The organism is Streptomyces sp. TBY4, assembly GCF_024213195.1.
Classification (GTDB): Bacteria; Actinomycetota; Actinomycetes; order Streptomycetales; family Streptomycetaceae; genus Streptomyces.
Map to the genome: position 1 here is coordinate 98281 of NZ_JANAVF010000005.1, position 12753 is coordinate 111033.

General features: G+C 73.1%; 9 protein-coding genes and 1 pseudogene. 2 read left to right on the top strand and 8 right to left on the bottom strand.

The annotated features are described in order from the left end of the window. Positions 1–36 precede the first annotated feature (36 nt). Both NLX94_RS13845 and lepA read right to left on the bottom strand, forming a co-directional pair. Positions 37–1926: a long-chain fatty acid--CoA ligase gene (locus NLX94_RS13845; RefSeq protein WP_254383011.1), complete on the bottom strand. Its 1890-nt coding sequence runs from the start codon at positions 1924–1926 to the stop codon at positions 37–39. Between the two features lie 259 nt (positions 1927–2185). Beyond that, positions 2186–4051, bottom strand: coding sequence for a translation elongation factor 4 (gene lepA, locus NLX94_RS13850; protein ID WP_254383012.1), 1866 nt, complete (start codon positions 4049–4051; stop codon positions 2186–2188). Between the two features lie 224 nt (positions 4052–4275). Between lepA and rpsT the strand changes: the two genes are divergently transcribed. Then, positions 4276–4542, top strand: a complete 267-nt coding sequence (gene rpsT, locus NLX94_RS13855) for a 30S ribosomal protein S20 (protein ID WP_254383013.1) — start codon at positions 4276–4278, stop codon at positions 4540–4542. Between the two features lie 494 nt (positions 4543–5036). Here the strand turns inward: rpsT and holA are convergent, their stop codons facing one another. After that, on the bottom strand, positions 5037–6029 hold the full coding sequence (gene holA, locus NLX94_RS13860) for a DNA polymerase III subunit delta (RefSeq protein ID WP_254383356.1): 993 nt from the start codon (positions 6027–6029) through the stop codon (positions 5037–5039). Between the two features lie 39 nt (positions 6030–6068). On the opposite strand from holA, the gene NLX94_RS13865 reads away from it, so the two are divergent. Further along, positions 6069–6311 carry a hypothetical protein gene (locus tag NLX94_RS13865; protein WP_254383014.1) on the top strand — a complete coding sequence of 81 codons (243 nt, stop codon included), beginning with the start codon at positions 6069–6071 and terminating at the stop codon, positions 6309–6311. Between the two features lie 41 nt (positions 6312–6352). On the opposite strand, the gene NLX94_RS13870 is transcribed toward NLX94_RS13865, so the two are convergent. From NLX94_RS13870 to NLX94_RS13890, 5 genes and pseudogenes are all read right to left on the bottom strand, one after another. After that, positions 6353–7234 (bottom strand): YceI family protein, encoded by an 882-nt coding sequence (locus NLX94_RS13870; protein WP_254383015.1) that lies wholly within the window; start codon positions 7232–7234, stop codon positions 6353–6355. Positions 7235–7382: 148 nt separating this feature from the next. Further along, a pseudogene (locus NLX94_RS13875) lies at positions 7383–9593 on the bottom strand (ComEC/Rec2 family competence protein); the annotation flags it as partial. A gap of 233 nt (positions 9594–9826) precedes the next feature. Further along, positions 9827–10468: a ComEA family DNA-binding protein gene (locus NLX94_RS13880; protein ID WP_308402429.1), complete on the bottom strand. Its 642-nt coding sequence runs from the start codon at positions 10466–10468 to the stop codon at positions 9827–9829. Positions 10469–10908: 440 nt separating this feature from the next. Then, positions 10909–11754 carry a DegV family protein gene (locus tag NLX94_RS13885; protein ID WP_254383017.1) on the bottom strand — a complete coding sequence of 282 codons (846 nt, stop codon included), beginning with the start codon at positions 11752–11754 and terminating at the stop codon, positions 10909–10911. 194 nt (positions 11755–11948) lie between these two features. Continuing rightward, positions 11949–12668: a hypothetical protein gene (locus tag NLX94_RS13890; RefSeq protein WP_254383018.1), complete on the bottom strand. Its 720-nt coding sequence runs from the start codon at positions 12666–12668 to the stop codon at positions 11949–11951. Positions 12669–12753: the final 85 nt, after the last annotated feature.

The following is a 12753-nucleotide window of genomic DNA, read 5'->3' on the forward strand; positions in this document are numbered from 1 at the left end:
CCCAAGGTCGTTTACGGGCGCGCGGCGCGCCCGTCGTCACGCCTCCCGGGAACCCTCGTACATCTCGTCGATGAGGTGCTTGAACTCGCGCTCGACGACCGGCCGCTTCAGCTTGAGGCTCGGGGTGAGGTCGCCGTGCTCCACGTCGAGGTCGCGCGGCAGGAGGCGGAACTTCTTGACCGTCTGCCAGCGCTGGAGGCCCTCGTTGAGGGTCTGGACGTAGGTCTCGATGAGCCGGTTCGTCTCGGGGGCGGCGAGGACCTGGGAGTACGTCTTGCCCTCCAGGCCGTTCTCCGCGGCCCAGACCAGGATCGAGGGCTCGTCGAGGGCGATGAGGGCGGAGCAGAAGTTCCGGTCGGCTCCGTGGACCACGATGCTGGAGACGTAGGGGCAGAGCGCCTTGAACTGGCCCTCGATCTCCGCCGGGGCGACGTACTTGCCGCCCGAGGTCTTGATCAGGTCCTTCTTGCGGTCGGTGATGCGCAGGTAGCCGTCCGCGGAGAGCTCGCCGATGTCGCCCGTGTGCAGCCAGCCGTCGGCCTCCAGCACCTCGGCGGTCTTCTCGGGCTGCTGGTGGTAGCCCTGCATGATGCCGGGGCCGCGCAGCAGCACCTCGCCGTCGTCGGCGATGCGGACCTCGGTGCCGGGGAGCGGCTTGCCGACGGTGCCGGTGCGGTAGGCCTCGCCGGGGTTGACGAAGGAGGCGGCGCTGGACTCGGTGAGCCCGTAGCCCTCCAGGATGTGGATCCCGGCGCCGGCGAAGAAGTAGCCGATGTCGGGGGCGAGGGCGGAGGCTCCGGAGATGGCTGCGCGCAGGTTGCCGCCGAAGGCGTCGCGGAGCTTGGAGTAGACGAGGGCGTCCGCGATCTTGTGCTGGGTGTTGAGCCCGAAGGGGGCGCTCGCCCGGCCGGTGCGGCGGAAGTTGTCCTGGGTGACCTTGGCGTACTCGCGGGCCACGCCGGCCGCCCACTGGAAGATCTTGTACTTGGCTCCGCCGCCGGCCCGGGCCTTGGCGGCCACGCCGTTGTAGACCTTCTCGAAGATGCGCGGGACGGAAGCCATGTAGGTCGGCTGCACGATCGGCAGGTTCTCGATGATCTTGTCGATGCGCCCGTCGACGGCCGTCACGTGGCCGGCCTCGATCTGCCCGGAGATCAGGCACTTGCCGAAGACGTGGGCCAGCGGGAGCCAGAGGTAGGAGACGTCGTCCTTGCCGAGCAGGCCGGTGGCGACGATGGCCTTGCCCATGTACGACCAGTTGTCGTGGGGCAGCCGGACGCCCTTGGGACGGCCGGTCGTACCGGACGTGTAGATGAGGGTGGCGAGCTGGTCGGAGGTGATCGTCGCGATCTTCTCCTTGACCGCCTCGGGGTGCTTGGCGAGGTACTCCCTGCCGCGCGCCTCCAGGTCGGCGAGGGAGAGCACCCAGCCCTCGGGGTCGCCCTCGGCGGCGACGGCGTCGGCGGCCTCCAGGACCACGACGTGGGCGAGGTTCGGCAGGTCGGCGCGGCGCTCGCGCACCTTCGCCAGCTGGCCCGCGTCCTCGGCGATGAGCACCCGGCTCTCGGAGTCCGCGAGGATGAACGCCGACTCGTCCGCGTTGGTGCTGGGGTAGACGGTGGTGACCGCGCCGCCGGCGCACATGGCACCGAGGTCGGCCAGGATCCACTCGACCCGGGTGTTGGAGGCGATGGCGACCCGGTGCTCCGTCTGGATGCCGAGGTCGAGCAGCCCCGCGGCGATGGCGAAGACCCGCTCGCCCGCCTGGCCCCAGCTGAGCGATTTCCAGTCGTCGGGGCCCTGCCCCCCGGCCGCGGGCACGGGGTACCGGTAGGCCTCGGCATCGGGCGTCGCCGCGACGCGCTCAACGAAGAGGGTCGCCACGCTGGGCGGACGGTTCTCGATCAAGGACTGTGTGTCGCTCACGGACATCCTCCGGACCACGTCGGCAGGGCCTGTTCATCACAGGGGCGGACTGACTGAGTGGTGGGTCAGGGTGGGTGTGGCTGAGTCAGGGCTTGGCTGTATCCGAGGCCAAAAAACTGGCGAGTAACCAACGAGCATTGATCAGACTAGGGGCCCTCCGCCTGGCGCGTAAGAGGCCCCGGGGCGCCGATTCATAACGAAACAGGCCCCCGCGCCGGAGCACGGGGGCCTGCCTCACATCCGACGGCCGCAGCCGCGGCTACTTCTTCTTGCCACCGGACTCGTCGCTGGAGAGGACGGCGATGAAGGCCTCCTGCGGAACCTCCACGGAGCCGACCATCTTCATGCGCTTCTTGCCCTCCTTCTGCTTCTCCAGCAGCTTCCGCTTGCGAGAGATGTCACCGCCGTAGCACTTGGCGAGGACGTCCTTGCGGATGGCGCGGATGGTCTCGCGGGCGATGACGCGGGAGCCGACGGCGGCCTGGATCGGGATCTCGAAGGCCTGCCGCGGGATGAGCTCGCGCAGCTTGGCGACCAGGCGCACGCCGTAGGCGTAGGCGGCGTCCTTGTGGCAGACGGCGGAGAAGGCGTCGACCTTGTCGCCGTGCAGCAGGATGTCGACCTTGACCAGGCCGGAGGCCTGCTCGCCGGTGGGCTCGTAGTCCAGGGAGGCGTACCCGCGGGTCTTGGACTTCAGCTGGTCGAAGAAGTCGAAGACGATCTCCGCGAGCGGGAGCGTGTAGCGGATCTCGACGCGGTCCTCGGAGAGGTAGTCCATCCCGAGGAGCGTGCCGCGGCGCTGCTGGCAGAGCTCCATGATCGCGCCGATGAACTCGGAGGGCGCGAGCAGGGTGGCCCGTACGACCGGCTCGAACACGTCCCTGATCTTGCCCTCGGGGAACTCGCTCGGGTTGGTGACGGTGACCTCCTTGCCGTCCTCCAGGACGACGCGGTAGACCACGTTCGGCGCGGTGGCGATCAGGTCGAGGCCGAACTCGCGCTCCAGGCGCTCGCGCACCACGTCCAGGTGGAGCAGGCCGAGGAAGCCGACGCGGAAGCCGAAGCCGAGCGCCGCCGAGGTCTCCGGCTCGTAGACCAGCGCGGCGTCGTTGAGCTGGAGCTTGTCCAGGGCCTCGCGCAGGTCGGGGTAGTCCGAGCCGTCGAGCGGGTACAGGCCCGAGAAGACCATCGGCTTCGGGTCCTTGTAGCCGCCGAGGGCCTCGGTCGCGCCGTTGCTCAGGCTGGTGATGGTGTCACCGACCTTGGACTGACGGACGTCCTTCACGCCGGTGATGATGTAGCCCACCTCGCCGACGCCGATGCCGTCGGCCGGGGTCATCTCCGGGGAGGAGACGCCGATCTCCAGCAGCTCGTGCGTGGCGCCGGTCGACATCATCCGGATGCGCTCGCGCTTGTTGAGCTGGCCGTCGACCACACGCACGTAGGTGACGACACCGCGGTACGAGTCGTAGACCGAGTCGAAGATCATGGCGCGGGCGGGGGCGTCCTTGGGTCCGACCGGGGCCGGGACCGTGGCGACGATCTTGTCGAGCAGCGCGTCCACGCCGAGACCGGTCTTCGCCGAGACGCGCAGGACGTCCTCGGGCTGGCAGCCGACCAGGTTCGCGAGCTCCTCGGCGAACTTCTCCGGCTGGGCGGCCGGCAGGTCGATCTTGTTCAGGACCGGGACGATCGCCAGGTCCTTCTCCATCGCCAGGTACAGGTTGGCGAGGGTCTGCGCCTCGATGCCCTGGGCGGCGTCCACCAGGAGCACCGTGCCCTCACAGGCGGCGAGGGAGCGCGAGACCTCGTAGGTGAAGTCGACGTGCCCGGGGGTGTCGATCATGTTGAGGACGTGGGTCTTCCCCAGGTCCTCGCCCGTGGTCGGCGCCCACGGCAGTCGCACGGCCTGGGACTTGATCGTGATGCCGCGCTCACGCTCGATGTCCATGCGGTCGAGGTACTGGGCGCGCATCTGCCGCGAGTCCACCACACCGGTGAGCTGGAGCATCCGGTCGGCAAGGGTCGACTTGCCGTGGTCGATGTGCGCGATGATGCAGAAATTGCGGATCAGCGCCGGGTCGGTACGGCTCGGCTCGGGCACGTGGCTGGGGATCGCGGGCACGCAGTGTCCTGATTCTCGGGTCGCAGTCGGAACGAAGTGTGGGCGTCGGTCTGCGCGAAGTCGGATCTGTACGCAGACTCCCATCGTCCCATGAACCGAAGACTGCGCTCGGTTTGGGCCGGTCGGAAGCCACCTGGTAGCCTGAGCAGCTGTGTCTCGTGTGCCCTCTAGCTCTACGGGACGCAATCCGAAGATCAAATCTCTGAACCTGCAAAGGCTCTTTCGTGGCGAACATCAAGTCCCAGGTCAAGCGCAACAAGACGAACGAGAAGGCTCGCCTTCGCAACAAGGCCGTCAAGTCCTCGCTGAAGACCGCCATCCGCAAGGCCCGTGAGGCCGTCGTCGCCGGTGACGTCGAGAAGGCCACCGTGGCTTCCCGCGCCGCTTCCCGCGCGCTCGACAAGGCCGTCTCGAAGGGTGTCATCCACAAGAACGCCGCCGCCAACAAGAAGTCGGCGCTGGCGTCCAAGGTTGCCTCCCTCCAGGGCTGAGCTCCTGATGTGATCGCCGGGCCGGGACCCAGCGGGCCCTCTCTCCCGCTCCCGACCGGCACCCCGCACCGCACACGAAGCGTTCGCCACGCGAGTGCGGTGCACCCAGAGCAATAACCGAAGGCCCCGACCGCCACCCTTCCCCAGGGCAGCAGCCGGGGCCTCCGGCATGTCCGGGCCCATTTCAACCCCCCGGGGCACTTTCAGCCGTCCGGCGCTTGAGGACCAGGGTCTGGGACCTTCCAGCCCCGCCGGCGTTTGAGGCGCGGGGTCTGGGGCGGAGCCCCAGGGGGTCCGGGCGCAGCCCGGTACCCCTGCTTTCAGCCCGTCCGGCGCTTGAGGACCGGGGTCCGGGCAGCGCCCGGGGAACGGTGGAAGGGCGGGTAGGGGACTTCGCCCCGCAGGGCAGCCCACCCGCAGCCGCGCCCCACAACCGGGACAGCACAGCCCCGGAGGGGAAAGCGCGGCCCGCCGGGACCTAGCCCCGCCGAGGCCTAGCCCCGCCGAGGCCTCGCCGCGCGGGCAACCGCGACAACGGCCTTCTCCAGCGCGTACTCCGGATCATCGCCCCCGCCCTTGACCCCCGCATCCGCCGCCGCCACCGCCCGCAACGCGTCCGCCACCCCGTCCGCAGACCACCCCCGCATCTGCTGCCGGACCCGGTCGATCTTCCACGGCGGCATGCCAAGATCCCGCGCGAGGTCCCCGGGCCGCGCCCCCCTCGGCGCCGAGGCCAGCTTCCCGATCGCCCGTACCGCCTGCGCCAGCGCGCTGGTGATCAGCACCGGAGCCACCCCGGTGGACAGGGACCAGCGCAGGGCCTCCAGAGCCTCCGCAGCCCGCCCCTCCACCGCCCGGTCGGCCACCGTGAAGCTCGAAGCCTCGGCCCGGCCGGTGTAGTAGCGGCCGACCACGGCCTCGTCGATGGTGCCCTCGACGTCCGCGCACAGCTGCGCCGCCGCGCTCGCCAGCTCCCGCAGATCGCTGCCGATCGCATCGACCAGCGTCTGGCAGGCCTCGGGCGTGGCCGAACGGCCCAGCGTCCGGAACTCCCCCCGTACGAACGCCAGCCGGTCCGCCGGCTTCGTCATCTTCGGGCAGGCGATCTCGCGGGCACCCGCCTTGCGCGCGGCGTCCAGCAGACCCTTGCCCTTGACGCCGCCCGCGTGCAGGAGGACGAGGGCGATCTCCTCGAACGGCGCGGCGAGGTAGGCCTTGACCTCCTTGACCGTGTCGGCCGAGAGGTCCTGCGCGTTGCGCACCACGAGCACCTTGCGCTCCGAGAAGAGCGAGGGGCTGGTCAACTCGGCCAGGGTGCCGGGCTGGAGCTGTTCGGAGGCGAGGTCACGCACGTCCGTGTCGGCGTCGGCGGCGCGCGCCGCCGTCACGATCTCCCGCACGGCGCGGTCGAGCAGCAGGTCCTCCTGCCCCACCGCGAGGGTGATCGGGGCGAGCGGATCGTCGGTGGAATTCTTCCTGGTGGCCATCGCCTCCAGCATCCCACGCCGCACTGACAGAATGTCCGGGTGAACGTGCGACATGTACTGGTCCTGCCCGACCGCGACGCCGCCGAGGAGGTGGCGCGGGAGGTGGTCGACCGCTTCGGCCTCCCGGAGGAACCTCAGCTGGTCCGCGACGCCCTCGCCGGTGAGGACGATGCCGAGGACGCCCAGTGGCTGGTGGTCGTCGAGGACCCCCGCGAGGGGCTGGACGCCACCACCCTGGACGAGCTCGCCGCCGAGTACGAGGGCTGGCTCGAAGCCCCGTAGCCACCGGCCCCGCACCACCGGCCCCGCCGGCCCGCACCGGGTCAGGCCTTGTGCACGACCTGCATGTCCAGGGTCACTTCCACGTTCGAACCGATCGCCGCGATCCCCTGCGCCAGCACGGACTGCCAGTTCAGCGCGAAGTCCCCGCGGTTCAGTTCGGCCGTCGCCCGGCAGGCCGCCCTCGGCTCGCCCTCCAGGCCCGTGCCCAGACCCAGGTACTGGGTGTCCAGGGTGACGGACCGGCTGACCCCGTGGAGGGTGAGGGCCCCGGCCACGGACCAGAGGCTGCCGCTGCGGTGGATGAACCGCTCGCTGTAGAACTCCACCGTCGGGTGGCGGGCCGCGTCCAGGAAGTCCGCGGAACGCAGGTGGTCGTCCCGCATCCGCAGCCCGGTGTCGATGCTCGCCGCGTCGATGATCACGCGCATGGAGGAGTCCTCCATGCGGTCGGCTATCCGCACCGCGCCGGCGAAGGTGTTGAACCGGCCGTTGATCCGGGCGAAGCCGATGTGCCGTACCGAGAACCCGATCGAGGAATGCCCCGGGTCGAGCTCCCAGTGCCCCGGCTGCGGCAGCCGCGGCGGGTCCACCGAGTCCAGGACGATCTCCCCGGTGCCGGGCTGCGCCGGGTCCCCCACCAGCGTCGCCCCGTGGAAGGGCGCGTACCCCTCGGCCGTGACGGTCAGCCGGTACTCGCCCGCCGGCACCGCCGCCGTGAACCCGCCGTACGGATCGGTCTCCCCGCTGACGATCCGCCGGCCGATCGGGTCGGTCACCTCGAACGCGGCCTGCCGGACCGGCTGGTGGACCGTGTCGAGCACCCGGCAGCTGAGCAGCCGCGCGGTATGAGGAAGCGTCAGTGTCGCGGATGTCTGGGGACTGGCGCTTCCCGCCGTCTCCATCCCCCGTCTGCGACTGAACATGGTGTGTGCACCCCCGTGCTGTGTGGGCTTGGACCGTTCTGGCGAGAACGCATTCGATCATGCTGTCGGGTTGCGGGCAAACGGAGTGGTCACTCCTGGTATGCCCGTACCGGACCGCTGGCCCGACCCGTCGCCGGATGGCCGGGAACGCCCGCAGCCGCGGGCCGCTGCCGGTGACGGCGACCGAGCCGTCCTCGTCCGTGCGCAGCACTGCCGTGCCCAGCTCCCGCAGCCGGGCGAGCGTACCCGGCGCGGGGTGCCCGTACCTGTTCCCGGCGCCCACCGGGACGATCGCCAGGCGCGGCCGGATCCGCTCGTGCAGTCCGGGATCCTGGTGGGCGCTGCCGTGGTGGGCGACCTTGAGGACATCGACCGGCCCCAGTTCCGGATGGTTCCTCAGCAGGGCCTGCTGGGAGCCCGGTTCGAGGTCTCCCAGCAGGAGGAGGGTCAGACCCGCGCCGCGCACCAGCAGGGCCACGCTCGCATCGTTGGGGCCCTCGGGGAAGGCGTCCCCGGGCGGCCACAGCACCTGCCACTCCAGCGGCCCTGCCCGGCGCCGCTCCCCCTCCACGGCACGGACGAGGGGGACCCCGGCGGCCGCCGCCGTCCGCCGTACGAACGCGGCCTGTCCCGGCGGTTCTTCCATGCCGGTGACTTGCACCACACCCACCGACCGGCCCCTGAGCACCCCCGCCAGCCCGCCCACGTGGTCGGCGTGGAAGTGGGTGAGCAGGACCAGCGGCACCCGGCTCACGCCCAGCTCCTTCAGGCAGGCGTCCACCGGCCCCGGCTCCGGGCCCGCGTCCACCACCACGGCCGTACCCGGGCCGGCCGCCAGGACGGCGGCGTCCCCCTGGCCCACCGCGCACTGGGTGTAGATCCAGTCGGGCGGCGGCCAGCCTCTTACCGTACGAGTGACCAGTGGCGGCCTCAGCACGGCGAGGAGCAGCACCACGGCCAGGGCGGAGGCGAGCCATCGCCCACGGCCGACCCGTCTGCCGAGCAGCACCGCCGCACAGGTGGCCGCGGCGAGCAGCAACCCTCCGCCCACCCCGCCGGGCCAGCCCAGCTCCGCCCCGGGCAGTGCCGCCCCGCCCCGGGCCACGGCCGCGATCCACCCGGCGGGCACGCCCGCGCACCAGGCGAGCGCCTCGGCCACGGGCCGGCACACCGGGGCCGCCGCCAGCGCGGCGAACCCCAGGACCGTCGCCGGCCCCGCCGCCAGCTCGGCCAGCAGGTTGCAGGGCACGGCCACCAGGCTCACCCGGGCCGACAGCACCGCGACGACCGGCGCGCACACCGCCTGGGCCGCCGCCGCGGCCGCCAGCGCCTCGGCCGGGCGGGGCCGCATCCCGCGCCGCCGCAGGGCCTGGCTCCACCGGGGAGCCAGCGTCAGCAGGGCCCCGGTGGCCAGGACGGAGAGGAGGAAGCCGTAGCTGCGGGCCAGCCAGGGGTCGTAGAGCACCAGCAGCAGGACGGCGGCGGCCAGCGCCGGGATCAGGGATCTGCGCCGGCCCGTGGCGATGGCCAGCAGGGTGACCGAGCCGCAGGCCGCCGCCCGCAGCACGCTGGGCTCCGGCCGGCACACCACCACGAAGGCCAGGGTCAGCGCCGCTCCGCACAGGGCCGTGGCCCGCAGCGAGAGCCCCAGGCGCGGCGCCAGCCCGCCCCGCTCGGCCCGCTGCGCCCGGGCCGGGGCCCCGATGAGCAGGAAGAGCACCACGGTCAGGTTGGAGCCGGAGACGGCCAGCAGGTGCAGCAGATCGGTGGCCCGGAAGGCGTCGTGCAGGTCGGGCTCCACCCGGGAGGTGTCCCCGACCACCAGCCCGGGCAGCAGGGCCCTGGCGTCCGGGGCCAGCCCGTCGGTGACCTCGCGCAGCCCGGCCCGCAGCCGCCCGGCGATCCGCTGCACGGTGTCCGGACCGCCGGTCACCCGGGGCGGGGTGTCCCCGGCCGGCCGGAGCAGGGCGACGGCCCGCTCCCCGTCCCGCGCCGGGGCCAGCCGGGCCACCACCGCGACCCGTGTCGAGGGCTGCAGCCCGGCCCAACCCGGATGCCCCGCGAGCACCCGCACCGGGCTCGACACCCGGGTCCGGGCACCGTCGGGCCCGGTCACCCGGGTCACCACCGCGTCGAGCACCACCACCGGCGGCCCGCTCCCGCTCCGGGCCGTCCTCGGATCGGAGCCCACGGTGAGGTCCACCAGGACCCGGGCATGCTCCCGGGCCAGCTCCGGGACCGGCCCGGCCCGCGCCTCGGCCCGCTGGAGCCCCGCCACCCCGGCTCCCGCGGCCGCGCACAGCAGGACCCCCGCCAGCGCCGCCCGCAAGGGCACGGAGCGCCTCCGGCCCACCACCATCAGCAGCCCGGCCGCGCCCACCCCCAGCCCCGCCACCGCGGCACTGCGCCCGACGGGCACTCCGAGGCACACGGCGGCGGCCCCCCACACAGCGAGCGCCGGCCCCACCAACCGCAGGTCCAGGGGCCCCGCCTCCCCCGCCCCCTGCTCCCGCCGGACGGAACTCTCCTCCCCCGTACCCCGCCCGGCCGGCCCCGGTCCGGCCCGCTCCCGCCCCGGGCCGTCGTGCCGGCTCACGGCCGCACCAGTTCGCGGAGGTCGGCGAACCGGCGCTCGCCGATCCCGTTGACCTGGCGGAGCTCCTCCACGGAGCGGAAGCCGCCGCGTGCCGTGCGGAAGTCCACGATGTGCTGCGCGAGCACCGGCCCCACCCCCGGCAGCCCGTCCAGCTGCTCGGCGGTGGCCGTGGCGAGGCTCAGCGGGCCGGAGGCGGGGCCTGCCCGCCCCGTCGGCGGGGGCGGCACCGGAGCCCCCACCAGGACCTGTTCGCCGTCCATCAGGACGCGGGCCCGGTTCAGCCCGGCGGTGTCCGTCCCGGGCCGCACTCCCCCGGCGGCGGCCAAGGCGTCCTCGACGCGCGATCCGGGTGGCAGCCTGCGCACTCCCGGGGCACGGACCTTGCCGCTGACGTCCACCAGGATGGGACCGGCACCCGGCCCCGCCCGCACCACCGGCGGGGCCGACAGGGCGGCCGCCGCGGGGGCCACCACGGCCGGTGCGGTCACCGGCCGGGGCCGGGCCGCCCCGAACTGCTGTGCGGCGAACCCGACGGCGACGACGAGCACCACCGAGACGGCGGCCACCGTGCGCGGCTCCACCCCGCAGCGGGTCTGCAGCCACAGCGGCAGCCGCTCCCGCACCGCGAGCCACCGCAAGCCCCCGCCGGGCCCCTCCCCACCCCCGGGCGGCACCGCCGCCCCGGCGGCAGGCTCCCCGGCCCGGCCCACCGGCTCGGACCTCACCGGCACCTCCGGCCCCACCGCACCCACGGGCACACCCTCGGACCCGGACCCGGGGCCGGGCCCTGCCCCCGGTGGCGCAGCACCCGGCGGGCGGCCCGCCCCGAGCAGGGCCTCCGCCCGGCGCCGCGCCACCGCGGGATCGGGGCGGCCGGACCGCTGTCCGCGGCGATGCCGCAGGCGGCTGTCGGAGAGGCGGGGACGGCCGGGGCCACTGGTGGCGCCGGCGGGACCTGAAGTACGCGTGCGAAGAGTCATGCCACGACGGTAGGGCCGAGCCGCGACCCCCGTTCGGAAGCCTCAATTCCGGTGGACGGCCCGCCCGTTGTGGATATCTCCCTCACCCGATCCAGTGATCAGCGCGGGGAGACCACCGCCGCCAGCAGCCCCGGCCCCGTGTGCGCGCCGATCACCGCACCCACCTCACTGACGTGCAGCTCGACCAGCCCGGGGATCCTCTCCCGAAGCCTCTGCGCGAGCTTCTCCGCGCGTTCCGGGGCCGCGAGGTGGTGCACGGCCACGTCGACGGGCCCCGACGCCGCGCGCTCGACGGCGAGCTCCTCCAGGCGGGCGATGGCCTTGGAGGCCGTCCGCACCTTCTCCAGCATCTCGATCCGCCCGCCGTCCAGCGTCAGCAGCGGCTTGACCGCGAGCGCCGAGCCGAGCAGGGCCTGCGCGGCCCCGATGCGGCCGCCGCGGCGCAGGTAGTCGAGGGTGTCGACGTAGAAGTACGCGGACATGCCGGCGGCCCGCTTCTCGGCGGCGGCCACGGCTTCGTCGAGGGACCCCCCGGCCTCGGCCACCTCGGCCGCGGCCAGGGCGCAGAAGCCCAGGGCCATGGCGACCATGCCGGTGTCGACGACGCGGACGGGCACCGTGGCGGTCTTCGCGGCGAGCACGGCGGCATCGTAGGTGCCGGAGAACTCCGCCGACAGGTGCAGGCTGACGATGCCGGTCGCACCGGCCTCCACGGCTGTCCGGTAGGCCCGGACGAAGTCCTCGGGGCTGGGGCGGGACGTGGTGACCGGGCGGCGCTTCTGCAGGGCCAGGGCGAGGCTCCTGGCCGAGATCTCGGTGCCCTCCTCCAGGGCCTCGTCGCCGAGGACCACGGTCAGCGGGACGGAGATGATTCCGTGCCGCGCCATGGCCGGTTGGGGCAGGTAGGCCGTGGAATCCGTGACGATCGCGACATGGCGGGACATGAGGCGGAGGTTACCGGCAGCGGGGGTGTTCCGGCAGCCCGGGTCCACCGTTGCCCTCCGGCCGCGGCTCGTGGTGGGGGTGCCGCCCGGCTCCGGCGGCGGGGGTGCGGCCCTGCGAGGCGAAGTCCCCTACCCGCCCTTCGCCCGTTCCCCGGGCTCCGGTCCTCAAGCGCCGGACGGCTGAAAGGACCGGCTCAGGTCGTCGCCTCCGGGCGGCGGGTCTTCTGCCAGGGGTACTGGGGGGCCGGGGCGGGCTCGGAGAGGGCCGCGGGCTGGGGGGCGGTCCACTCGGGCTGTGCGGGGGCCGCGGACGGCGAAGGAGCCGTGGGAGCCGTCGGAGCCGACCAGGACAGGTCATCGGTCTGGGGGCGGGACCAGTCCCGCAGGGCGCTCGACTCGACGTCGATCTGGGCCGACAGGTGCGACAGGTCGTCCTCCGCGAACCGCCGGGCGCGGTCGCGCGCCGCCCAGCGCAGCGAGTCCGACGCCTGCGTGATCTGCGCCGTGCGCTCCCGCAGGTCCGGCAGGACCGCCGTGATCCGCTGCCGGTCGGGCTCCGCCTCCAGACGCTTCAGTTCGTCGTCGAGTTCGTGCCCGTGCGCGCTCAGCCGCTCGAACAGCCCGATCGACTCCTGCAGCGAGGCGTCCACCTGGACCCCTTGGTACAGCGCCTGCTGCGTCGCCCGCATCGAGTTCCGCAGGTCCAGCCGCAGCGTGGCCAGCGCGCCCTGGACACCGACCTGGCCGAAGCTGCGGGCCTTCAGGGTGGTGTCCTCCACCGTGCGGCGGGCCTGGGTGATGGTCCGGTCCACGCCGCGCGCGACGCCCTTGACCACCTTCGTCGTCACGTAGACACCGAGCCCCAGGAAGGCGAACAGCAGCACCAGGGCCACGATGATAAAAGCCGCCTCCATGAGGGTCCCTTCCCCAGCCGATTACGTCCCTTCCACCGTAAACGCCACGGGCAGGCCGCGGGTTCCAATCGAACCCCCAACCTGC